Below are 21,296 nucleotides of genomic sequence, written 5' to 3'. Positions count from 1 at the left end.
GCCCCCGTCGTCCCCATCTCTTTCAGCCCTCCGTGCCCTTGCGGGGCTCCGGCTGCGGCGGCTTGCTCGCCCGGGCGGTCTTGCGGGTCCGCGCCGGAGCCTTGGCGACGGTCTTGGCCGGGGCCTTCGTTGTCTTCTTGGCAGCGGCGCTCACGGGCAGCCCGGTTTCCGCCGACGTCACCTCGTCAACAGGTGCCTGCTCTCCCACAGTTGACGGAGCCTCAGTCCTCGACTCCACCACCGGAGGGACCGGCGCCCCTGGCGCCCCGAGCGGCAGCACCCGTACGTCCGTCCGCTCCACCGGCTTCGCCGGCACCGGCGTCTGACGCCCGTCGATGAAGACCAGGGCCGCCTGGTAGACCACCGACAGCGAGTACGGCGTCTGGTGGAGCATCCCCCACAGCTTCGACGTCTCGTCGACGTCCATCGCGGTGGGCGTGAACCGCACCCGCTGGGCCGCCTCGGCGAGGTCGCTGCCCACCAGGTGCGGGAGGTGACCGGTCTCTTCGATGACGTCCTTCGGCAGGATCGGTATCTCGTGCAGGGTCCGCACCACGGAACCGATCAGCCGCTGCCCGACCAGGGTCGTCTCGTCGCCGTACGCGCTGATGAGGTAGTGCAGGTCCAGCGCGGCGGCCGGCCGCTTCACCAGCGTGCCGTCGGACGCCCGGGTCGGCAGGTCGTTGTTGCGCATCGACGTGTTGGGGCTGACCTGGTAGAGGAACACGTTGATGGTCGGGTGGTCCGGCGCCTCCGCCGGCGGCTTGCGCGGCTCCACCTTCACGGCCTCGTCGAACTCCGAGCCCACGTTGGACGCGAGCAGCAGGGACAGGGCCTGGGTGACATGGGCGATGGCGAGTGCGTTGCTCATGAAGTCGGTTCCTCGGTTCCTCGGTCCGTCATGTCACTCCCGCCCCCGCGCCAGGTAGTCGGCCAGGCTCAGGGTCGCCCCCCGCCGCTCCGCCGATGACGGCGTGCGCTGCCGTGTGCCCCCGGGGGCCGAGGGTCCGGCCGTCACTTCCAGCCGCCCGATCTGCACCTGCACCACCTGCTCGGGCGCTCGCGCGGGGCGCCGTGCGGCGGCCTGCCGTACGGCGTCCCGTGCTGCCGCCGTGTCCGCGGCGCTGGGCCGCAGGGCCGCGGACCCGGCGGCGGGGGATGCGGCGTCCGTGCCCGGGGGGATGGGCACGGACGCCGCGGTCCGGGATGCGCCCCGCTCCGTGCGCCCACGGCCCGCCGCCCGCTGCACGGCGTCCGGCGCGGGCCGGGGACCGGGCGCGAGCGGCGCTGCGGGACGCAGCAGCGGCGCGTCGGGCAGGGCCCGGGGTGCGGGTCGCGGTGCCGGGTCGGCCGGGGCGCGTTCGGTGCGTACGACCGTCCGCTCCCGTTCCGTGCGCAGTCGCCCGGCGGGCGTCGCCGGGGCCGGTGTGCCGCCGGGCGGTACGGCGGACGGCGTGGTGGCGGGCCACAGCAGGCCGGAGCCGTCGTCCGGTTCCGGTGCCGTGGCCCGTACCGCCTCGACCCGCTCGAACGGGCCGGGCAGCCGGGGACGTACCCGCACCACATCCGGGCGCGGACCGACGGCTGCCGGGGCGTGCCGGGCGATCAGCCGGTCGAGGAAGTCGGGTACCGGCGCCCCGTCCGCGTCAGACATCCGCACACAGCTCCAGGTAGTAGCGGCGCCGCAGCGGACTGAGCGCCATGATCTCCGGCTCGCTCCAGCCGTACGACGTGGCGAGCAGATGGACGTCGAGCAGCAGGTCCCTCGCCCAGCTGTCCAGTTCGGTCCACAGGTAGGAGGCGATGTCCAGCTCGGCCCGGGTGGCCTCCCCGCACTCGGGGCAGGCGATGTTGAGCGTGACGTCGGCGCCGGGGTCGGCTGCCTCGACGGCCTCGGCGATCCGGCGCTGGACCGGGACGGGCAGGTCCTCGGCGGGTACGGCCGTCCCGGCGCGCGCCGCCGAGACGAGGCACCGCGCGAGGAGGGCGGCGCGCGGGTCCGCCGCCCGGGCCGCCGCCGTCAGGTCGGCGGCCCCGGGCAGCCGGAACTCCACGTCCCAGCCGTCCTGTTGGACACGCACCACGGAGTCACCGGGCCCGTCCCGACCGTTCAGCGAGCGCGCGAACTCCCCGGCGTCCAGGTCGAACTCCATGTCCTCCCCGCACGCCGCGCAGCCCAGCCGCACCTGCATCCGCTCCCCGAACAGGGCGCGGCGCAACGCGAACAGGTCGGCCTCGCGCTCCCCCACCGGCAGCACCGGCAGGGTCGCGGCGTCGACGTCCGGGCGCGCCGTGCGGTGCAGCAGCAGGGCGCGCCCCGTGGGCGCCTCGGCGAGGCCCGCCTCCCAGGTGGCCAGCAGTTCGGCCGCCCCCGTGATCGCCATCTCTCTCCCCCCTCACCTACCCACTGGTCAAGCGGGGTTGAGGAACGAGGGCTCCTCCGGCTCGGGCACCTCGTAGTCCCGCTCCCAGCCCTCGCACTCGAGCTTCAGCGACTGGATGGCCACCGCGTTGGCGTTGGCGTCCAGCTCACCGAGGACCTGGTACTCGCTCGGCCAGGTCCGGTACAGCTTGTGCGAGACGGCGACCTGACCGGCCTCGTTGAGGACCTGGATGACTATGTCCTTGCGGAAGTCGGCGAGGGAGACCTCGGAGCCGAGGCCCGCGCCGACCTGCCAGACCTTGTTGGCCCAGCGGTCGAACTCGGGGTCGTGGGTCACCCCGCGCTCCAGGGTGATGCCCTCGAACTCGGAGCGGCCCGGCGACTTGCGGGGGGACGACGGGTCGCCTCCGTGCCGGTGCTTGACTACTTCCGTCGTCCGCTTCAGCGGACTGATCTTGCTGATGCCGGCGACCGTCCGGCCGTCCCACAGGACGAGAAACTTGAAGTTCTTGTAGGGGTCGAAGCGATGCGCGTTGACCGTGAACTCAGCCATCGGATTCCTTCAGTTCTCCACGATTCCCCGCGCCTAGAGCGCGAACTGCCCGGACGTCTGCTGGATTTTGACGATCACGAACTCCGCCGGCCGGACCGGTGCGATGCCGACGAGGACGTTCACGACGCCGTTCTCGATGTCCTCGGCGGTCGTCGTGTCGCTGTCGCACTTGACGAAGTACGCCTCGCGCGGCGTGCCGCCCTTGAAGGCGCCCTGGCGGAAGAGCGTGTGCAGGTACGAGGAGGCGGCGAGCCGGATCTGCTGCCACAGGTTCTCGTCGTTGGGTTCGAACACCACCCACTGCAGGCCGCGCTGGAGGCTCTCCTCCACATGGAGGGCGAGCCGGCGCACCGGCACGTACTTCCACTCGCTTTCGAGGGCGTCGGAGCCCTCCAGCGTGCGTGCGCCCCAGACGACCGGGCCGGTCACCGGGAAGGTGCGCAGGCAGTTGACGCCGAGCGGGTTGAGCAGCCCGGTCTCGCGGTCGGTCAGGTTGACGGTGAGCGAGTGCACGCCCGCGAGCCGCGCCTCGGTACCGGCCGGGGCCTTCCACACGCCACGCTCGGAGTCGGTGCGGGCGATGACGCCGGCGACCGCGCCGGACGGCGGGAAGGAGCGCAGCCGGCCCGTGAGCGGGTCGGTGAGCTGCAGGTGCGGGAAGTACAGGCCCGCGTGGTTGCCGCGCACGGCGTCGAAGGCGGCGAGCCCGGCGCGTGCGGTGTCGACGCTGACCCAGGTGCTCGGCGCGTCGACCAGCAGGAAGATCCGCCGCTCCGCGCACAGCCGCTGGGCGGCCGAGATGAGGGTGAGGGCGTCCTCGGTCTTCTCGTACGCCGCGAGTTCCGGCAGCGCCAGCAGGTTGACGTCCGCGACGCCGCGCAGCGCCTGGATGCCGCTCTTGTCGCCCTCGGAGCCGATGAGGTCGCGCGGGCCGGGTGCCTCGCCGTCCTCGCCGCCCTCCAGCGGGAAGACCGGCGGGTTGACGGAGGCTTCCAGACCCAGGTCGTTGGCGCACTCGCCGAGGAAGCGGACGACGTCCTCGGGGTCGGTGGAACCGGCGACGACCTGGACACGGCGGCCGAAGGCGGTGACCTCGGCGCCCGCGAAGGCGTGCTTGCCGGGCGCGTCGGGCAGGGCGCGCAGCTTGCGTTCGAGTAGCAACGCCAACTCGGCGACACTGCAGGGTGCTTCGCCGTCGCAGCCGGGGTCGTAGAGCGTGAACTCGCGCTCGACCTCGCCGATCTTGACCGTCAGGTCGACCGCGAGGTTAGGCAGCTCGTGGCCGAACGGCTTGGAGACGGTGCCGGAGGGGTCGGGGCGGCCCTCGCCGACGACCTCGACTCGGATCAGCTTCGAGCCCGCGTTGATCACGGTCTGCGCGTAGCGGCCGTGCGAGGTGTCCATGGACAGGCCGGTGAAGCTCTCACGGGCCTCGCCCTTGGCGTCGTAGACGCGCAGGTTGAAGGTCTCGTCGGGGCACGGCGTGTCGTGGTCGACGGCGACCCGCAGGCCGTTGCCCCAGACGCCGGGCTCCTTGGCGTGCACCTCGAGGACCGGGCCCTCGCTGTGGCCCTCGGTGGACTTGAGGGTGACGCAGGCGGCCTTGCCGCTGCCGGCCTTGGCGACACGGACGATCACCGCGACGGTGCCGCCGTTGCCGAAGAACTGGTGGACCGCGTAGCCGACTGCGCTCTGGGCGCTCAGGCCGCCGAAGCGGCGCTCGAACTCCGTGAAGCTGGTGACGCGTACCGGCTCGTTGAGCGGGCCGCGCCGGGTGTGGCCCACGAAGGCGGTCACGGACGTGGTCAGGGTCGAGATCGTGCGGGTGCTGCTGGGAAGCTCTTCGACGTAGACGCCGGGATACGTCGGCCTGGCGGCGCTCACCGCGCTCATCGGCATTCCCCCTCCTACTCCCTGTCTTGGGCACCGGACAAATGCACCAAGAGATGGCGGAGGGAGACATTCCCTTTTTGGCACGCGAAGACGCCCCCCACACGAGCGACGCTACGACGCACACCGCATTCAGTTCCCCCGTCTGCACCCCGGGCTTGTCGGTCGCCGGGGCCAAGCAATGCGCTTGTGACTCCTGATGCTCAAGTGCTCAATCCACCTTGGTGCGTGGGAAGTTGACGGAGCAAGGTGCCTTCAGGCCAGCCCGGCAGGGGGTTTGGTGAAGACCCCCTCCCGGCATCCGCACATCGCACCTGCGCGCCCCGGCCAGGTGGTTCACGGAATCTGCACAGCGGTGTCGCCGCGAAGCGCCCTGAGGGCTCCCGTCGGGCCGGAATCCGTTCACCGAGCCCGTTCGACTGGTCGCACGCACGTACGACCTCCCCGAGTCGCACACAACACGTCTTGGCCGGTTTTCCGGGGGTGACGCGAACTCGATCCATCACCCACCCCGCGGGGCCGGGTGAAATCCGCCAGCCATGTCTTGACATGCGACGGAAACGATTCTTAGCTGAACCGAGCATTTAGATGTGTGAAATGTGTTCATACATGCGAACGCACAGGATGAACCAGCCGAGCCGACCCCACCTTCGAGGGAGACATGAAGTTCCAAGGAGTGCTGTTCTTTCCGGTCACGCCGTTCGGCGCGGACGGATCGCTGGACGAGGAACGGCTCGCCCAGCACATCGAGTCCGGGGTCACCGCGGGCGCGGGCGGTGTGTTCGTCGCCTGCGGCACCGGCGAGTTCCATGCGCTGACGCCGGATGAGATCGAACAGGCCACGCGGGTCGCCGTGCAGACGACCGCCGGACGTGTCCCCGTCCTGGCCGCGGCGGGGGCCCGCTCCCGGTGGCGCGCGACCAGGCCGCCCGTATCGAACGCGCCGGCGCCGACGGCATCCTGTTGCTGCCCCCCTACCTGGTGACGGCGCCGCAACGAGGCCTGGTGCGCTACGTCGAGGAGGTCATCGGGGCGACCGGACTGCCGGTGATCTTCTACCAGCGCGGCACCGCCCGCGTCACCGCGGAGACGGCGGCCGAGATCGCCGCCCTGCCGCAGGTCGTCGGCCTCAAGGACGGCATCGGCGACATCGAGCGCATGCACCGCATCGTCCGGGCCGTACGCGCCCTGCCCGGCGGCGCGGACTTCCAGTTCTTCAACGGCCTGCCCACGGCGGAGATGACCGCGCCCGCCTACCGCGGCATCGGCGTCGAGCTGTACTCCTCGGCCGTGTTCGCCTTCGCTCCGGAGATCGCACTGGCCTTCCACCAGGCCCTGGCGCGCGACGACCGGGAGTTGGTCACCACGCTCCTCGACGAGTTCTACGGCCCCCTCGTCGAACTCCGCGACGAGGTCCCGGGATATGCCGTTGCGCTCGTCAAGGCCGGAGTGAACCTCCGGGGCCCGGACGTCGGCGGCGTCCGGGCGCCGCTGCTCGACCCGGCGCCGGAGCATCTCGCCCGGCTCGCGAAACTCATCGACCTCGGCCTGGAGGCGGTCCGCGCATGAGCACCGGCGTCGGCACCCGGATCCGCGAGCTGATCGTCACCCCGATCGCCTTCCGCGATCCGCCCCTGCTCAACTCCAACGGCGTCCACGAGCCGCTCGCCCTGCGCGTCGTCCTCCAACTCGTCCTGGAGGACGGCACGGTGGGCCTCGGCGAGTCCCCGGGTGGCGTCGCCCGCCTCGAGCGGCTTCAGGCGGCGGCGAACGCCGTCGTCGGCATGGACGTCTTCGACACGACTGCCGTCACGGTCGCGATCGACGCCGCCCTGCTGCCGACCGTGCCCAGCTCACACGAGCGCGGCTGGACCACCTCGGCGGTGGAGGTCGCCTGCCTCGACGCGCAGGGCAGGCTCCTCGGCCGCCCGGTCAGCGACCTGCTCGGCGGCAAGGTCCGCGACGCCGTGCCCTTCGCGGCCTACCTCTTCTACAAGTGGGCCGAGCACCCGGCTCTCGACGGCCGCCCGGCGGTCGGCGACGACTGGGGCGAGGCGCTGGATCCCGCCGGCATCGTCGAGCAGGCGCGGCTGATGCAGCAGCGTTACGGCTTCAGCTCGTTCAAGCTCAAGGGCGGGGTGTTCCCACCCGACGAGGAGATCGCGGCGATGAAGGCCCTGGCCGAGGCCTTCCCCGGACAGCCGTTGCGGCTGGACCCCAACACGGCCTGGACAGTGGAGACTTCACGGCACGTCGCCCGTGAACTGGACGGCGTACTGGAGTACCTGGAGGATCCCGCCGCGACCATCGCCGGCATGGCGGAGGTGGCGAAGGACTCGCCGCTCCCTCTCGCCACCAACATGTGCGTGATCGCCTGGGAGCATCTGAGGCCGGCGATCGAGCAGCACGCGATCCAGGTGCTCCTCACCGACCACCACTACTGGGGCGGACTGCGTCGCACCCGTGAACTGGCCGCGGTCTGCGAGGTGTTCGGCATCGCCCTGTCGATGCACTCCAACTCGCACCTGGGCATCAGCCTCGCCGCGATGACCCACGTGGCGGCGGCCATCCCCAACCTCGACCACTCCTGCGACACGCACTACCCGTGGAACTCGGCCGACGACGTGATCGTGCCCGGCGCTCTGGAGCTGCGCGACGGCGCGGTCGCGGTCCCCACCGGCCCGGGTCTCGGCGTCGACCTCGACCACGACGCCCTGGACCGGCTGCACCGGCTTTACGTGGATTCCGGGATGCGCTCCCGCGACGACACCGGCTACATGAGACGGATCCGGCCGGAGTACGAGAGCCGGCTGCCCCGTTGGTGAAGTAGTGCTCACTCCCGTGCGAACGCCGCTAGCGTGATCGACCGGCTTCCGCGCGGGAGGAGGAGTGACGGTGGGCGCAGACAGGTCGACGGCCGTGTTGGTCACCGGAGGCAGCGGGTTCGTCGGCAGTCATCTGGTCAAACGGCTGCTGGAGCGCGGGTATCGGGTCCACGCCACGGTACGCAGCACGGCCGCCACGGCGAAGGTACGTCCCCTGCTGGAGATGCAGGAGGCACATCCGGGCCACCTCCACCTGTTCGAGGCGGACCTGTTGGCCGAGGGCTCCTTCGACGAGGCGATGACCGGATGCGCGGTGGTGTTCCATGTGGCGTCGCCGTTCCTCATGCCGGAGAAGATCAAGGACGGCCGCAGGGACGTCGTCGACCCGGCCCTGCTCGGCACCCGCAATGTACTGGCGGCCGTCGAGCGGACACCCACAGTCGAAAGACTCGTCCTCACCTCGACCGTGGGTGCGATCTTCGGCGACTACGCCGACGTACCGGCCATGGACGACGCGGTGCTGTCGGAGCGCCACTTCAACACCACCAGCACGGTGGAGAACAACCCGTACCACTACGCGAAGACGGTCGCCGAACGCGCGGCGTGGGACGCGGAGGCAGCCCAGGGCCGCTGGCGGATGGTGTCGGTCAACCCCGGCCTGATCCTGGGCCCCTCCCTCACCCCCACCTCCGAGTCCGGCAGCCTCTTCCTGCTGGAGGAGCTGTTCAAGGGTTACTTCTTCTACGGCGCACCCGACTTCAGCTTCACCACGGTGGACGTGCGCGAGGTGGCCGACGCGCACATCGCGGCGGCCCGGAACCCGGACGCGAAGGGCCGCTACATCCTCGCCGCCCGGACCATGACGTCCTTCCAGGAGATGTCCCGCATGATCCGGGCCCGCCACCCCCGCGACCTGCGCCTCCCGCGCACCGCGCTGCCGCACTGGCCGGTTCGCGTCCTGGGCCCGGCGTTCGGGCTGAGCCAGGACTACATCCGCAAGCACCTCGGCATCCGGTTCCAGGTGGACAACAGCCGCAGCGTGAACGAGCTGGGCATCACCTACCGTCCGATCGAGCAGACGGTCCTCGATCATTACGAAGCGTGGCGAAATCAGCGCGCCGCGAAGTGAATCCGGTCTCTTTCTCACGCAGAGCGTCGAAGGTCACAAAAACGTATCGGACATTTCACATGTCAATCTTCACGCGGGGCTCACAAGTTGGTTAGGTTACGCATCGGACCGCACGACGACCTCCGGCGAACCCCGCCGGGACGCGCGGCCTCCGCCGAGTCCGGTGCGTGCCCGCAAGGGTCCACTGGAGCCGGGGACCCAACCGAAAATGGGGTGAATCGGCCCAACCGCCCTTCGGGGCGTGGGCCGTAGGGCACACCTTCCGGAGACGACCGCCCGAACCCTCCCCCAGTGCCTGAACGGCCTGGGCGGGACCCCCACCGCTAACCCGGTAGGCGGAGTACGGAAGGAGTACGTCACCCATGGCGCCGGAACGCACCGCGCGTCCGGGGGCTCTGAGCCTCCCTGGCATGCGCAATTCCGCACTCGCGTCGGCAGCCCTGACCTCTGTGGCGCTGCTCGCCCAGACGGCCAACGCTGCTCCTTCTGCCGCGGACGAGGCGCCGAGCCGCGAGGAGGTCAGCCGGCGGGTCAGCTCCCTCTACGACCAGGCCGAGTCGGACACGGGGACCTTCAACGCCACCCGCGCGGCGGCGACGGGGGCGGGGGCGCGCACCGACCGGCCGACGGACACCGCACGCCGGGCCGCCCCCGCCGCCGTCCCCCGTGACGGCGAGAGCAGGCGCAGCGACCCCGCGCTCGACAGCGTCGCGCGACAGTGGTTCGACGCCGCCCGGGCGAAGGTGGGTCCGATCGTTCCGGCACTGCTGCCGACCGACCGGATTCCCGAGGGCCCCGCCGGGACGCGGTCCCAGCGCCCGGCGAACGGCCCCGATCAGGCGCGGGAGCCGTCGGGCCGCAGCGCCCTGGAGCTGCCCGCCGCGCCGGTCACCGAGCTGACGTCCGGTACGGCCACCCGGACGGCTGCCGTGGCCGAGCTGACCGCCGGGCCCGTTGCCGCACTTCCCGCCGCTTCGGAGGCACATCAGCAGACGACCGCCGGGAGCGCCCTCGCCCTGCCCGTCCCGGCCGCCGAACCCACGGCCGAGCCGCAGGAGCGGTCCGCGCTGCGCACGACCAAGGAGCAGAACCAGCGCAAGCTCGACCAGGCACGCGCCTTGCTGTCCGCGTACAGCGCGCGGCAGAGCGCGCCGCTCGCGGCGATCGAGGCGGCGCCGGTAACCGACACCTGGGGTGGCACGCCGCCCCAGGTCCAGCCGTCGGCCGACGCACAGTGGCAGGCACTGCGGGCGCAGGGGCCGGCCGACCTCACCACGGTCCCGGCCGGCACGACGGCCTGGGCCGCGCCGACGCCCTGGACCGGCACACCGGATCCGCTCACCGACCCGCTCCCGGCGGTCATCGCGAACCAGGCCATCGCCACGGGCCCGACCGCAACCACGAGTGCGGCAACCGCTGCTGCTGCCGACCCGGTACTCGAGACGAATCCGGTGCTCGACACGAACCCGTCCCTCGACACGAGCGCCGCCCTCACGTCAACGGGCCCGCAGGACACCCGGGCCCTGCGCGCCCTGGACTTCGCCCGCGCCCAGATAGGCAAGCCCTGTGTCTGGGGCACGACGGGCCCGGAGGCCTACGACGGAGCAGGCCTCACCCAGGCCGCCTGGAAGGCCGCGGGCATCGCCCTCCCCCGCACCGCACCGGAACAGGCGACCGCCGGCCGTGGCATCGCCGTCACCTACGCCGAGCCCGGTGACCTGATCCTGTTCCATGCAGGCCACGTCGGCATCTGCTCCGGAACCGGCACGATGATCCACGCCCCCGGCCCGGGAACCTCCATACGCGAGGAGTCGATCTACTACGCAGGAGAGTCGGCGATCCACAGCGTGATCCGGCCCGCCTGAGCCGCCTGTCGGCCGCCGTTACGGGACGCGCGGGGCCGGCCCGCTCCTGCCCCGCACCACGAGCTTGGGATCCAACACGGCCTCGCGCGGCTCCAGATCCGGCTTCTCCAGACGCTCCACGGCGAACCGCACCGCGTACCCGGCCATCAGCACCGCGTCCTGACGGACCGTCGTCAGACCGATCGGCATCAGTGGTCCTCGCCCGACGAGACCGAGCGGCAGGCCGCCGTCCGCTACTGGAAGCGGATGATCGAGATCACCGTGGAGCTCGAATGTCCGCTCATGAACTCGGAGTTCAACGGCCGTCCCGAGCAGGCCGCGGAGAGCGAGGCGGCCTTCTGGCGCTCGCTGGAGGAGCTGCTCCCGCGCACCCGGACGACTTCTCCGAGGAGAACATCCCTGCCGTCGACCTGGTGCGCGCGATCAACGAGCCGTGGGTGAACTACCTGTACTGCGCCCCGCACTCCTTCCACCTCTGCGGGCACTCGGAGGCCGGCGCCGACATCGCGGCGATGATGCGCTACGCCGGCGACAAGTTCCGGCACGTGCACATCGCGGACTCCTTCAACCACAAGGGTTCGTCCGGTCTGCGCTACATCCTCAACCCGCCCGGCACTCCCGCCCGTATCCACCAGCACCTGGACATCGGTCAGGGCGAGGTCGACTGGGACGCCTTCTTCGGCACGCTGCGCGAACCGAACTTCGACGGCGTGGCCACGGCCTGTGTCTTCGCGTGGGAGGAGCAGGCCGAGGAGTCGTCGGCGTTCATGCTGGACCGCATCCGCAAGGAGTTGGGGAAGTAGGAGTGGACGGGCGTCGCGGGGCCCGCCCCCTCCGTGGCGCCGGCCGCCCCCTCGACGGCCGGCGCCCGATTCACCCACGGCCTTCGGACGCCCTGCGGTCCGGCCCGCGCTGCGCCAGCCACAGGGCCACCTCCTCCGCGATCGGCTGCCCGGTCTCCAGCTCGACGAAGCCGAACTGGCCGCTCTGGTTGCACTCCAGGAACCACCAGATGCCGTCCTCGTCCTCGGCGAAGTCGAAGGCCGCGTACGCCAGTCCGGCGAGGGTGACGTACTCGTGCACCGCCTTGCCGATGCGGTCGGGGACCGGGACCGGCTCCCAGGCGTGCCCGGTGTCGCCGTACCGTCCGTCGATCTGGCCGGGTTCGGCGATCTTCCGCGCGGCGAACATCCGGCTGCCGACGGCGGTCAGCCGGATGTCGGCCCGCTTGGAGACGTACCGCTGGAGCAGCGCGGGACCGGCCGCCACGGTGGTGAAGTCCGCGTCGGGACCGACGAGGGTGGTGGGCAGGGTCAGCGCGGGGTTACCGGGCGGCGGTCCCGAGGCGGACTTCACCACCACGTCCCGGTACTCCTCGGCGAACTCCCGGGCCAGCCGGGGTGACGTGGTGAACACCGTCGGCGGCACGGCGAAGCCGCTGAGGTGGGCGACCCTCAACTGCCAGGGTTTCAGGCGGGCCTGGTCGGCGTTGCGCGGATGGTTCATCCATCGTGCGGTGGCGGAGTGGAGCATCCCGTACAGCGCCTGCCGGGTCTCGGCGGTCAGCCATTCCGACGGGTGGGCGGCGTGTGCGGCCGGTTCGCCGGGCCTGCGCACCCAAATGGAGCGCAGGCCCCCCATGCTGAGCACATGTCCGTTGACGGACAGGTGGCCGTCGAAGTCGCCGTGGGCGTAGTCGGCGGACAGCACGGCCTTGCCCGGCAGGTCGGCGGGGTCCAGTCGCATCACGGGCGTCCCCGTCGCGTGCAGCCTGGCCACCACCATGTCGGCGGTCACGTCCTCCTCGGACGTCAGGATCAGTACGGTCATGCTCGCACGGTCGTCAGTCGTCGAAGTGGGTCGCGGAGCCCGCGGTCGACGTCGTCGTGCCGACCGCGAGCAGGAGGTCCGGGTCGCTGACGGCCGGGCGTCCGTCGGGCAGCACGTTCAGCTGCCGCGCCGGGTCGAAGTGATACGGCGTCACCGCGAGGGAGATCCCCTTCGGAAAGGCGTACTTGAGGGTGAACGGTTGCACTTTAAACCTCCATGGCGTGTTGTTTTGAATTACCGTCACTTACGCGCGGCTTGCGTAAGGAATTCATCACTTTCCGCCACATCGGCGTGAACGTAATCACACCCTTCACAGGAAACCCAAAGGCTTCTCGACCCGTCAGGCCTTCGGCGTCCGCGCCCGCAGTTCGCGCAGCAACCGCGGTGCCGCCTCGACGAGTTGATCCAGCTGGTGGTCGATCAGCGGGATGAACTCGTCGAGCGAGTCGGCGAGGGACTCCGGGATCTCCAGCAGGTAGCGGTAGCCGTTCTCGGCGTCCGGATCGTCGACGCCGATGTCCGACTCGACGGAGAACGCCTCCGGCGACATCCCCACCACCAGGCTGCACAACATCTCGCGGCCGTCCTCGAGAGTGAGCGTCACAGCCAGGACCTGCGTCCCCGGAATGGCGCCGTACCTCGCGAACTCCCGCCAGGTGATGTCGGGTTGGTGCTCCAGGAACAGTTCGTACGCCAGTTTCCTGAGCCGCTTCGCGGCACTCCACTGGGCGATGGGCAGACGCTGGGCGTCGCGATCGGCTGTGTCCACGGGCCGATCATAGGAGCCGGCAACTCCGGCACGCCCTGGCAGAGCGCCCGCGGCCGGACCGGTCCCCCGCTCGACCGGCCGGCGGCGGTGCAGCCGTCAGCGGAAGGCGCGCCCGTCCGCGTGGAGCGGGGCCGAGAGGCGGATGGTGATGAACTCGTTGTCGTCGGCCCTGCCCGCCGTACGGCCGGACGAGAAGGGGAAGTTGTTGTCGTTGAGGACCGCCAGTGTGCGGTCGTCGACGAGGTTCACGTCCTCGATCGTCTGGAACGGGAAGCGGAAGGTCTTCCCGAAGCCGCCGAGCCCCTTGGGGTCGGCGATGTCCAGCAGGTCGGCGACGAGGGTCTTGTCCATCAGGCCGTCGCCGTCCCGGTCACGGGTGTCGGCCAGGTAGATGCGCTTGAACCGGGCGGTGTCGCCCTGTCCCCCGTCGCGCTCGATGACCAGGAAGCGGTGCCGGTCCACGGCGATGGCGTCGCCGATGGCGTTCGCGGTCGACTCCAGGCGGTAGACGAACCTCTTGCCGGTGTAGCCGCGCTTACGCAGGTCGAACTCGCTGAAACGCAGGTCGCCAGGCGTGTCGCCGGTAACCGTGCCTTCGAGGAGCGGGTAGAGGCGCCGGCCGTCCACGGAGCGGATCATGCCCTCGAAGCCCTTGCTGCTCGCTATGTTCGGCTGGGCGCCGTTCAGGTAGGGGTTCTCCGGCGCCTTCACCCCGTCGAGCGCGACGGGGGCCTCCAGGAGGCGGCCACGGGCGGAGAAGTGCAGCAGCCAGGGGCCGAACTCGTCGCCCATCCAGTACGTCCCGTCCGGCATCCGCACGATCGACTCGACGTCGAAGTCGGCGCCGGTGAGCACCCGGTCGGCCCGCGTGAGCGCGAACGGCACGTTGCGGTCGGGGTCGCTCAGGTTGAACCCGCCGAGCACCTTGACCTTCCCGGTCCGCGTGTCCGGCTTGATGCGGTGGACGCGGAGAAGGAAGTCGGCGCTGTTGGCCTTGTTGCCGTACCCGTTGTCCGAGAGCGCGTCGAAGGTGCCGTCACGCCGGTTCACGACACCGCTGAATCCCTGCACCGGCTGGTGTGCGAACGGCGCCGCGATCCCGTTGAAGGGGCCGGCCCCGATCGCCGAGCCGGACGGCTCGCTGCCCGGCACGAACGTCTCGGCCGGCAGTGACGCGAAGCCGGTCAGTGTGGCCCGGCCGAAGTCCCGTCCGCCCGGATCGGCGACGGCGGGAGCTGCGAGGGAGACGGTCAGCGCCGCGGCACTGACCATGATCGAAGTTCTTCTCATGGCGCGCACGGTAAGTGCATCGGGTGACGGATGTGCCAACGACAGACGTCCTGCCGGTTCAGGGCGTCGGCATCCCACCGCCCTGGAGCCGCTCCAGGTCGGAGGGGCGGACCTGGATGACTAGGAGGGCGATCACCGCGGCGATGGCCGTGAAGATCGCGGCCACGATGAAGGCGGCCGAGACCCCCGAGGTCAGGATCTCGTCGGCGTACTGCGACGGCAGCTGACCGGTGCGTTCGAAGCGCAGCCGCTCCAACGGGGTCGCCTGGGACAGGAACGCGGGGATCTGCTTCTCGGCCTCGTTGTTGCTGGCCGTACCGAACGTCGTGACCAGGATGGACAGTCCGAGGGAGCCGCCGACCTGCTGGGTGGCGTTGAGGAGTCCGGAGGCGGCACCCGTCTCCTGGGTGGTCACGTTGGACAGCGCCATCAGGGTCAGGGACACGAACTCCATGCCCATGCCGAGACTGAAGACGAGCATCGGGCCGAGAATGCTGCCCGCGTAGGTGGAGTGGACGTCGGTCAGGGTCAGCCAGCCCAGGCCCGCGGCGGCCAGGATCGCGCCCGTCACCATGAACGGCTTGGGACCGTACTTCGGCAGGAGCTGCGAGGCGATCCCCGCGCCCACCGCGATGACCGCACTCACCGGCAGGAAGGCCAGTCCGGCCTCGAGCGGGCTGAAGTTCAGCACGTCCTGCACGAAGAGCGTGAGGAAGAAGAACATGCCGAAGATCGCGGCGGCCAGGCTCAGCATCATGCCGTACGTGCCCGCCCGGTTGCGGTCGGCGAACATGTGCAGCGGGGTGATGGGCTGTCTGGAGCGCTGCTCGACCAGCACGAACAACAGCAGGAAGACGACGGCCGCCCCGAACGCGGCCAGGGTGAACGCGTCCCGCCAGCCGTCCTGCGCGGCCCGGATGAACCCGTACACCAGCAGCACCATGCCGATGGTGGAGGTCAGCGCGCCGGCGATGTCGAAGTGCCCGGCGTGGCGTTCGGACTCCCGGATCCAGCGCGGGGTGGCGAGCACGATCAGCAGCCCGATGGGCACGTTGACGAACAGCACCCAGCGCCAGTTGAGCCACTCGACCAGCATGCCGCCTGCCAGCAGCCCGATCGCGCCGCCGCCCGCCGAGACCGCGGCGAAGACACCGAACGCCCTGTTGCGTTCGGGCCCTTCACGGAAGGTGGTGCTGATCAGGGCGAGGGAGGTCGGGGACGCGATGGCGCCGCCGACACCCTGCAGGGCGCGGGCGGCGAGGAGTTGCCAGGAGTTCTGGGACAGTCCGCCGAGCAGCGAGGCGAGGACGAAGAGCAGCACTCCGAAGACGAACACGCGCCGTCTGCCGAGGATGTCGCCCATCCTGCCGCCGAGCAGGAGCAGCCCACCGAAGGTGAGGGTGTAGGCGTTGACCACCCAGGACAGGCTCGTCGTGGAGAAGTCGAGCGAGCGCTGGATCTCCGGCAGGGCGATGTTCACGATGGTGATGTCGAGCACCACCATCAGCTGGCACGAGGCGATGACCAGCAGCGCCATACCGCTGCCACGGCCCTCGCCCCGCTCCGTCTCCTGCGGGGTGGTCCGTGCTTCGGGTGTCGGCTCGGGGTTGCTCATGGCATCGCGCCGTGGCGGGGGTTCGGTGGCTGGTTCCCGCCACCATTCGACCGTACGCCGCTGCCGGACGGGCCTCCAGTCGATCACGGGGCCGCTCCGGGGCACCACGGCATCCGCAGGTCGGCGGGCGCCGCGGATCAGGCCCGTCCGACAGCGGCACAGCTACGAGCGGCGAGTGCAGGGCGCGCATGAACGGTGAGGAGCGCCAAGTCGGTTGGTCGGCCGGCAGGGCGAGGTCCAGAGGGGAGAACCGCAGCCGCTCCAGGGCGGGCTCCGCGTCCGGGCCCGCGTCGAGGATCCGCCACATGTCCATGAGGGCGTCGTCGCCCTGGGAACCGGGGAAGCCGAGCAGATGGGTGGCCACCATCAGCGGCAGAGGCAGCGGCCGGGAGAACTGCGCGGACAGGTCCGCCCCACACTCGTGCCGCTGCCCTGCCCTGCCCTGCCCGACCAAGGTGATCAGGTCGTCGGTCCCACCTGGGATTCCATCGTCCTGCCACCCTCCGGCACTCCTCGCAACGGCGCACTGCCGTGCAGTAGCCGACAAGGCTCGGGTCCCTGTCCCAGCTCTCCCGCGCGGGTGCACGACGGGTGCGGCGGACGTCAGCCACCCGTCGGCGGGATGTTCTGGTTGGCGCGGAAGAAGTTGTCCGGGTCGTAGGTGTGCTTGGTCGCGGCAAGGCGGTCGAAGTGGCCGCGGTAGGTGGCCCGGACGCGGTCCGTGCTCTCGGCCTCGCCGATGAAGTTGACGTAGGAGCCACCCATGGAGTGCGGGTGCAGGTCGGTCCAGTAGTCGACGCTCCACTGCCGGATCAGGTCGGCGTTGGCGGGGTCCGGGTCGATGCCGGCGATCACTCCGGACCAGACGGCGTCCCGGTAGGCCCAGGCCGTGTCGTCGGGGCCGACCTGGTGGGCCGCCGCGTCCACGGGGTACAGGTGCATCAGCGACAGCTCGGTCGGGATGTTCTCGCCGTACTTGTGGTGCACTTCGATCGCGGCGTCGGAGATCGAGTCGAAGAAGTCGCCGCGCCAGTACCACTGGTAGCCCTTGGGGATCAGCTCGTCGAACATGCCCTGCAGGCCGGGGTAGGGCATGGGCGTGGTGAAGTGGAAGGCGGGCGGCGCCGGTTCGTTCACCGCGGTCAGTGCCTGCTCCAGGCGGTCGCCCTGCAGGTCACCGGTGTAGCACCAGACGACGCCGCACATCTTCTGCCCGTGGATCGGCTCGGGGAACGGCGGCCCGGGCGGGATGACGAAGACGCTGAAGAAGCCGTACAGGTCCTGCGGCGCCGCGGGCATGAACTCGCGGTACCAGCGCAGCACTTCGGGTGTGCGATCGACCGGCCACACCGTCACCGCGACCCCGACCGTGTCCACCGGGTGCAGCCGGAAATTGAACGACGTGACGACGCCGAAGTTCCCGCCGCCGCCCCGCAGCGCCCAGAACAGGTCCGGGTGCTCCTCCTCCGAGGCGGTGACGAACGTTCCGTCGGCGAGGACGACATCGGCGGACTGGAGGCTGTCGATGGTCAGGCCGTACTTGCGGGTCAGGTAGCCATGGCCGCCGCCGAGGGTGAGCCCGCCCACGCCCGTCATCGAGATGATGCCGGCCGGCACGCCCAGGCCGAAGGTGTGGGCGGCATGGTCCAGGTCGCCCAGCTGCGCGCCGCCGGCGACCTGTGCGGTCATCGCGGCGGGGTCGACGCGCACCCCGCGCATGGTCGACAGGTCGAGGACGAGCGCGTCGTCGACCAGGCACAGCCCCGGTCCGCTGTGGCCGCCGCCCTTCACCGCGAGCTCGACTCCGGTCTCCCGGGCGAAGGAGAGCACGGCCCGCACGTCCGCCGCGTCCACGCACTGCGCGAACGCCGCGGGGCGCCGGTCGATCATGGCGTTGTAGATGCTGCGGGCCGCGTCGTAGCCCGGGTCCTGCTCCGTGATGACGGGCCCCCGCACCGCCTCACGTAGACCTTCGAGTGCCGTTCCGTTGATGCCGCCCATGACCGGACCCCTCTGTGTGGCTACGGTGAGCCGCGGACGGATGACGGCGCTCGACGTCCGGGCGGGCAGCGGGGGCGTGGTGCGCGGGTCCGTTCGCACCTCGTGCAGATGTCGGCAGAGCGCACCGGCCCCGCCACATCTCAGTCTTCACCCAGCCATGGACGGCCGCACGTCGGCGGCAGCGGTAGGTTTCCTCGTCCGCCCGGTGTCAGACCAACTCCTCGGCGGACCTCGCCCCTTGATCGCGGAGCCACCCGGCCAGCGTGGCGTGGCCCGAGCGCTCGGCGGCGTCCAGCGCGGTCAGCCGGTCGTAGCCGATCCAGTTGACGTCACCGCCGCGTCGCAGCAGGTAGTCGGCCATCTCCTGCTGCCCACCATGACAGGCGCACCACAAGGCGGCGGTGATGTCCTGCGCGGCGGGCGGCTCGGACTCGGACGTGAAGCACGCGGCCACCCGGTCGGCTTCGCCGAGGGCGGCGGCCTGCCACAGGTTGGCCCGGGCGCCGCGTGCGACCAGCCGCCGTGCGCTCTGCCACTGCCCGAAGGCCACCGCGTCCGCCAGCGGCGTACCGTCACCGATCACCCCGCCGTCCGCCTCTATGTCCGCGCCCAGGTCGAGGAGGGTGTCGAGGACGGGCACGTCGTCGCTGCTGGCCGCCCAGTGCAGCGGGGTCTCGCGGTGTGCGCCGGTGAACCGGGCGTTGACGTCCGCCCCCGCCTCTACCAGCGCCGTCACCGTGCCGGGACCGTTGGGCACGTGGCCGGGCCAGTCGGTTGCCACGTGCAGCAGGGTCCGCGTGCTCTTCATGTTGCCCACTCGCGCCGTCGCCAGTCCCGGATGCGCGGTGAGCAGGTCCCGCAACGCCGCCACGTCGCCGGTCCGGATCGCTTCGACGCAGGCACGGGCCAGCGGAGCGGTCGTATCGATCAACATCGGGTCACCTCCCTGGTCCCCACCTGCATAACACGGCCCACTGACAACACCTCCGGCGGCAGCGCACGGCGGCCCCTGCCCCGCAGCCCCCGAGCACCCCTCTGTTACGCTCCCCGGGCCTCCCGCGGGGGAAGTCCGGTGGGAGTCCGGCGCTGACCCGCAACGGTGTGCGTGGGGACCTGTGCGGTCCGTCGCGTGAGCCCGATTGCCCGTGGTGGGTGCGACCCGTTGACTGCTCGCCGCGGACTGCGAGAGGGGACCGCGCGGCCGGCACGGTCGCACGGGCTGCCTCCTGCTCGACGTTCACAGGCGGCCCCCAGGCGAAGGACCGCCCGCACGTGCACCGAAGTCCGCTCCGGACACCGACACCGATACCGAGATCCGGTCCGTCACGGCTGTCCGTGGTGTCCCTCGTCCCCGGCCTGACCCTGCTCCTGCTCGTCTCGCTCCTGTGCGGCGTGGGGCTCGGAGCCGCCGGGATCGGATGGGGCGAGGTCCTGCGACTGCTCGGGGCCGGGCTGACCGGCGGGACGATCGCCGGCCAGGACGTCGCCGCGTACACGATCGTCTGGGAGATCCGGCTGCCGCGGGTCGTGCTCGGCGCGGTCGTCGGGGCCGGGCTCGCGGCCGTCGGCGTGGCCGTGCAGGCGATGGTGCGCAACGCGCTCGCCGACCCGTTCGTGCTGGGCATCTCCTCCGGCGCCGCGGTGGGCGCCAACGCCGTGATCCTGCTCGGCGCGTTCGCGGGGCTCGGGGTCTGGGCGCTGTCCCTGTCCGCCTTCGCGTCGGCGCTCGCGGCGATGGCGCTGGTGTACGCAGTGGCCCGGTCGCCGCACGGGCTCACCCCGCTGCGGCTGATCCTGACCGGGACGGCACTGGCGTACGGCTTCGAAGCCGTCACCACCGTCATGGTGTTCGGCGCGGCCCGCGGCGAGGCGGCCCGCTCGGCGATGATGTGGCTGCTGGGTAGCCTCGGCGGCGCGACCTGGGCCCAGGTGCCGCTGGCCGCGGTGACCGTGGCGGCGGGATGGGCGTGGCTGCGCCTGCGGGCCGAGGCGCTCAACGCCCTGGCGATGGGGGACGAGACGTCCGCCGCGCTGGGCGTCCGGCCGGGGCGGCTGCGCAGGGAGCTGTTCCTCGTCACCGCGGCCGTGACCGGCACGGTGGTCGCGGTCAGCGGCGCCATCGGATTCGTCGGGCTGATGGTGCCGCATGTCGTACGGATGCTGGTCGGCGCCGATCACCGGCGGGTGCTGGCCGTGGCGCCGCTCGCCGGAGCCGTGCTGCTGGTGTGGGCGGACCTGCTGTCACGGCTGCTGCTCGCCCCCGCCGAACTGCCCGTCGGCGTGATCACCGCGATGGTCGGAGTCCCCGCCTTCCTGCTGCTGATGCGGCGGGGCGGCTACGCATTCGGAGGCCGGTGACGATGCGGCTCGACATCGAGGACCTGACGGTCGAGGCGGCCGGGGCCAGGATCGTCGAGGACGTCCGGCTCGCCGCGGACAGCGGTGCGTTCGTCGGGCTCGTCGGCCCCAACGGCAGCGGCAAGTCGACACTGCTGCGCTGCGTGTACCGGGCGTTGCGCCCGGCCCGGGGAGTCGTCCGCCTCGACGGGGCCGACCTGCACGCCATGGATCCGCGGGCCACCGCCCGGGAACTGGCGGCGTTGCCGCAGGAGTCGTCCGCCGAGTTCGACTTCACCGTCGCCGAAGTGGTGGCGATGGGACGCCTGCCGCACCGGAACCGCACGGCCGCGCAGGACCGCGACACGTGCGACGAGGCCATGACCCGCACGGGCGTGACGCATCTCGCCGACCGGGGGTTCCTCACCCTGTCCGGCGGCGAGAAGCAGCGCGTCCTGATCGCCCGGGCACTCGCCCAGCAGCCCCGGGTGCTGGTCCTCGACGAACCCACCAACCACCTGGACATCGCCCACCAGTTGGACGTCCTGGCACTGGTGCGCGGTAGCGGCCTCACCGTCCTCGCCGCGCTGCACGACCTCAACCTGGCCGCCGCGCACTGCGACGTCCTCTACGTCGTCGACGGCGGCCGGATCGTGGCCTGCGGGCCTCCGCACGACGTGCTCCGGCCTGCCCTGCTCGCCGACGTGTTCGGGGTGCGCGCCCATCAGGTGCGGCACCCGGAGACGGGCGCGCTGCAGCTCCTTTTCGATCTCCTCCAGCCGTCAAGTGACCCTGTGAATCCCAGTTAG

At 71.1% G+C, this 21,296-nt stretch carries 17 protein-coding genes and 3 pseudogenes; 7 read left to right on the top strand and 13 right to left on the bottom strand.

Annotated features, from left to right (window positions below):
- Positions 1-22: 22 nt before the first annotated feature.
- Genes ACWGDB_RS28150 through ACWGDB_RS28130 form a run of 5 tightly spaced genes read right to left on the bottom strand, consistent with a single transcriptional unit; the run spans position 23 to position 4,835 of the window.
- The gene (locus ACWGDB_RS28150) at positions 23-871 is read right to left on the bottom strand and encodes a Pvc16 family protein (protein ID WP_453824979.1); all 849 of its coding nucleotides are present in this window, start codon (positions 869-871) and stop codon (positions 23-25) included.
- Between the two features lie 33 nt (positions 872-904).
- Positions 905-1,654 (bottom strand): hypothetical protein, encoded by a 750-nt coding sequence (locus tag ACWGDB_RS28145; RefSeq protein ID WP_453824978.1) that lies wholly within the window; start codon positions 1,652-1,654, stop codon positions 905-907.
- Positions 1,647-2,384 carry a T4 family baseplate hub assembly chaperone gene (locus ACWGDB_RS28140; protein ID WP_453824977.1) on the bottom strand — a complete coding sequence of 246 codons (738 nt, stop codon included), beginning with the start codon at positions 2,382-2,384 and terminating at the stop codon, positions 1,647-1,649. Before ACWGDB_RS28140 ends, ACWGDB_RS28145 begins: the two co-directional genes overlap by 8 nt.
- Positions 2,385-2,411: 27 nt before the next feature.
- Complete coding sequence (locus ACWGDB_RS28135) at positions 2,412-2,936, bottom strand: phage tail protein (protein WP_004003113.1); 525 nt, start codon at positions 2,934-2,936, stop codon at positions 2,412-2,414.
- A gap of 33 nt (positions 2,937-2,969) precedes the next feature.
- Positions 2,970-4,835 (bottom strand): phage tail sheath subtilisin-like domain-containing protein, encoded by a 1,866-nt coding sequence (locus tag ACWGDB_RS28130; protein ID WP_453824976.1) that lies wholly within the window; start codon positions 4,833-4,835, stop codon positions 2,970-2,972.
- Between the two features lie 652 nt (positions 4,836-5,487).
- Between ACWGDB_RS28130 and ACWGDB_RS28125 the strand changes: the two are divergent.
- The 4 genes and pseudogenes from ACWGDB_RS28125 (at position 5,488) to ACWGDB_RS28110 (ending at position 10,645) form a co-directional block, all read left to right on the top strand.
- Positions 5,488-6,395 (top strand): annotated as a pseudogene (locus ACWGDB_RS28125) (5-dehydro-4-deoxyglucarate dehydratase).
- Complete coding sequence (locus tag ACWGDB_RS28120) at positions 6,392-7,651, top strand: glucarate dehydratase family protein (protein ID WP_453824975.1); 1,260 nt, start codon at positions 6,392-6,394, stop codon at positions 7,649-7,651. The pseudogene ACWGDB_RS28125 and the gene ACWGDB_RS28120 overlap by 4 nt, the downstream one beginning before the upstream one ends.
- A 70-nt stretch (positions 7,652-7,721) precedes the next feature.
- On the top strand, positions 7,722-8,780 hold the full coding sequence (locus tag ACWGDB_RS28115; protein ID WP_453824974.1) for an NAD-dependent epimerase/dehydratase family protein: 1,059 nt from the start codon (positions 7,722-7,724) through the stop codon (positions 8,778-8,780).
- A gap of 410 nt (positions 8,781-9,190) precedes the next feature.
- Positions 9,191-10,645, top strand: coding sequence for an NlpC/P60 family protein (locus tag ACWGDB_RS28110; protein WP_453824973.1), 1,455 nt, complete (start codon positions 9,191-9,193; stop codon positions 10,643-10,645).
- 18 nt (positions 10,646-10,663) lie between these two features.
- Here ACWGDB_RS28110 and ACWGDB_RS28105 read toward each other — a convergent pair.
- Positions 10,664-10,837, bottom strand: a pseudogene (locus ACWGDB_RS28105) (LacI family DNA-binding transcriptional regulator); the annotation flags it as partial.
- Here ACWGDB_RS28105 and ACWGDB_RS28100 point away from each other — a divergent pair.
- A pseudogene (locus ACWGDB_RS28100) lies at positions 10,832-11,448 on the top strand (sugar phosphate isomerase/epimerase family protein); the annotation flags it as partial. The pseudogenes ACWGDB_RS28105 and ACWGDB_RS28100 overlap by 6 nt on opposite strands.
- Positions 11,449-11,518: 70 nt before the next feature.
- Here ACWGDB_RS28100 and tgmB read toward each other — a convergent pair.
- The 7 genes from tgmB to ACWGDB_RS28065 form a co-directional block, all read right to left on the bottom strand.
- Positions 11,519-12,475, bottom strand: a complete 957-nt coding sequence (gene tgmB / locus ACWGDB_RS28095; protein WP_453824972.1) for an ATP-grasp ribosomal peptide maturase — start codon at positions 12,473-12,475, stop codon at positions 11,519-11,521.
- Between the two features lie 13 nt (positions 12,476-12,488).
- Positions 12,489-12,680, bottom strand: coding sequence for a putative ATP-grasp-modified RiPP (tgmA, locus tag ACWGDB_RS28090; RefSeq protein ID WP_328883330.1), 192 nt, complete (start codon positions 12,678-12,680; stop codon positions 12,489-12,491).
- 135 nt (positions 12,681-12,815) lie between these two features.
- Entirely contained in the window at positions 12,816-13,244 is a 429-nt protein-coding gene (locus tag ACWGDB_RS28085) for a hypothetical protein (RefSeq protein WP_453824971.1), read from the bottom strand.
- A gap of 96 nt (positions 13,245-13,340) precedes the next feature.
- Complete coding sequence (locus ACWGDB_RS28080; RefSeq protein ID WP_453824970.1) at positions 13,341-14,534, bottom strand: esterase-like activity of phytase family protein; 1,194 nt, start codon at positions 14,532-14,534, stop codon at positions 13,341-13,343.
- Between the two features lie 58 nt (positions 14,535-14,592).
- Positions 14,593-16,071, bottom strand: a complete 1,479-nt coding sequence (locus ACWGDB_RS28075) for an MFS transporter (protein WP_453825006.1) — start codon at positions 16,069-16,071, stop codon at positions 14,593-14,595.
- A gap of 681 nt (positions 16,072-16,752) precedes the next feature.
- Positions 16,753-18,150 carry an FAD-binding oxidoreductase gene (locus tag ACWGDB_RS28070; RefSeq protein ID WP_453824969.1) on the bottom strand — a complete coding sequence of 466 codons (1,398 nt, stop codon included), beginning with the start codon at positions 18,148-18,150 and terminating at the stop codon, positions 16,753-16,755.
- A gap of 208 nt (positions 18,151-18,358) precedes the next feature.
- Positions 18,359-19,084 (bottom strand): ankyrin repeat domain-containing protein, encoded by a 726-nt coding sequence (locus tag ACWGDB_RS28065; protein WP_453824968.1) that lies wholly within the window; start codon positions 19,082-19,084, stop codon positions 18,359-18,361.
- A gap of 395 nt (positions 19,085-19,479) precedes the next feature.
- Here ACWGDB_RS28065 and ACWGDB_RS28060 point away from each other — a divergent pair, with 395 nt between their 5' ends.
- Both ACWGDB_RS28060 and ACWGDB_RS28055 read left to right on the top strand, forming a co-directional pair.
- Positions 19,480-20,508, top strand: coding sequence for a FecCD family ABC transporter permease (locus tag ACWGDB_RS28060; protein ID WP_453825005.1), 1,029 nt, complete (start codon positions 19,480-19,482; stop codon positions 20,506-20,508).
- A 2-nt stretch (positions 20,509-20,510) separates the two neighbouring features.
- Entirely contained in the window at positions 20,511-21,296 is a 786-nt protein-coding gene (locus ACWGDB_RS28055; RefSeq protein ID WP_453824967.1) for an ABC transporter ATP-binding protein, read from the top strand.

It is taken from the genome of Streptomyces sp. NPDC055013 (assembly GCF_053608645.1).
Note: the sequence above shows the minus strand (reverse complement) of the source record. Positions and strands in the feature narration are given on the sequence as shown.

What these genes read in the sequence shown, in the direction of transcription:
- ACWGDB_RS28150 (WP_453824979.1), bottom strand. Translation starts at nt 871, where the DNA reads ATGAGCAACGCACTCGCCATCGCCCATGTCACCCAGGCCCTGTCCCTG.
- ACWGDB_RS28145 (WP_453824978.1), bottom strand. Translation starts at nt 1,654, where the DNA reads ATGTCTGACGCGGACGGGGCGCCGGTACCCGACTTCCTCGACCGGCTG.
- ACWGDB_RS28140 (WP_453824977.1), bottom strand. Translation starts at nt 2,384, where the DNA reads ATGGCGATCACGGGGGCGGCCGAACTGCTGGCCACCTGGGAGGCGGGC.
- ACWGDB_RS28135 (WP_004003113.1), bottom strand. Translation starts at nt 2,936, where the DNA reads ATGGCTGAGTTCACGGTCAACGCGCATCGCTTCGACCCCTACAAGAAC.
- ACWGDB_RS28130 (WP_453824976.1), bottom strand. Translation starts at nt 4,835, where the DNA reads ATGCCGATGAGCGCGGTGAGCGCCGCCAGGCCGACGTATCCCGGCGTC.
- ACWGDB_RS28120 (WP_453824975.1), top strand. Translation starts at nt 6,392, where the DNA reads ATGAGCACCGGCGTCGGCACCCGGATCCGCGAGCTGATCGTCACCCCG.
- ACWGDB_RS28110 (WP_453824973.1), top strand. Translation starts at nt 9,191, where the DNA reads ATGCGCAATTCCGCACTCGCGTCGGCAGCCCTGACCTCTGTGGCGCTG.
- tgmB (WP_453824972.1), bottom strand. Translation starts at nt 12,475, where the DNA reads ATGACCGTACTGATCCTGACGTCCGAGGAGGACGTGACCGCCGACATG.
- ACWGDB_RS28080 (WP_453824970.1), bottom strand. Translation starts at nt 14,534, where the DNA reads ATGAGAAGAACTTCGATCATGGTCAGTGCCGCGGCGCTGACCGTCTCC.
- ACWGDB_RS28075 (WP_453825006.1), bottom strand. Translation starts at nt 16,071, where the DNA reads ATGGCGCTGCTGGTCATCGCCTCGTGCCAGCTGATGGTGGTGCTCGAC.
- ACWGDB_RS28070 (WP_453824969.1), bottom strand. Translation starts at nt 18,150, where the DNA reads ATGGGCGGCATCAACGGAACGGCACTCGAAGGTCTACGTGAGGCGGTG.
- ACWGDB_RS28065 (WP_453824968.1), bottom strand. Translation starts at nt 19,084, where the DNA reads ATGTTGATCGATACGACCGCTCCGCTGGCCCGTGCCTGCGTCGAAGCG.
- ACWGDB_RS28055 (WP_453824967.1), top strand. Translation starts at nt 20,511, where the DNA reads ATGCGGCTCGACATCGAGGACCTGACGGTCGAGGCGGCCGGGGCCAGG.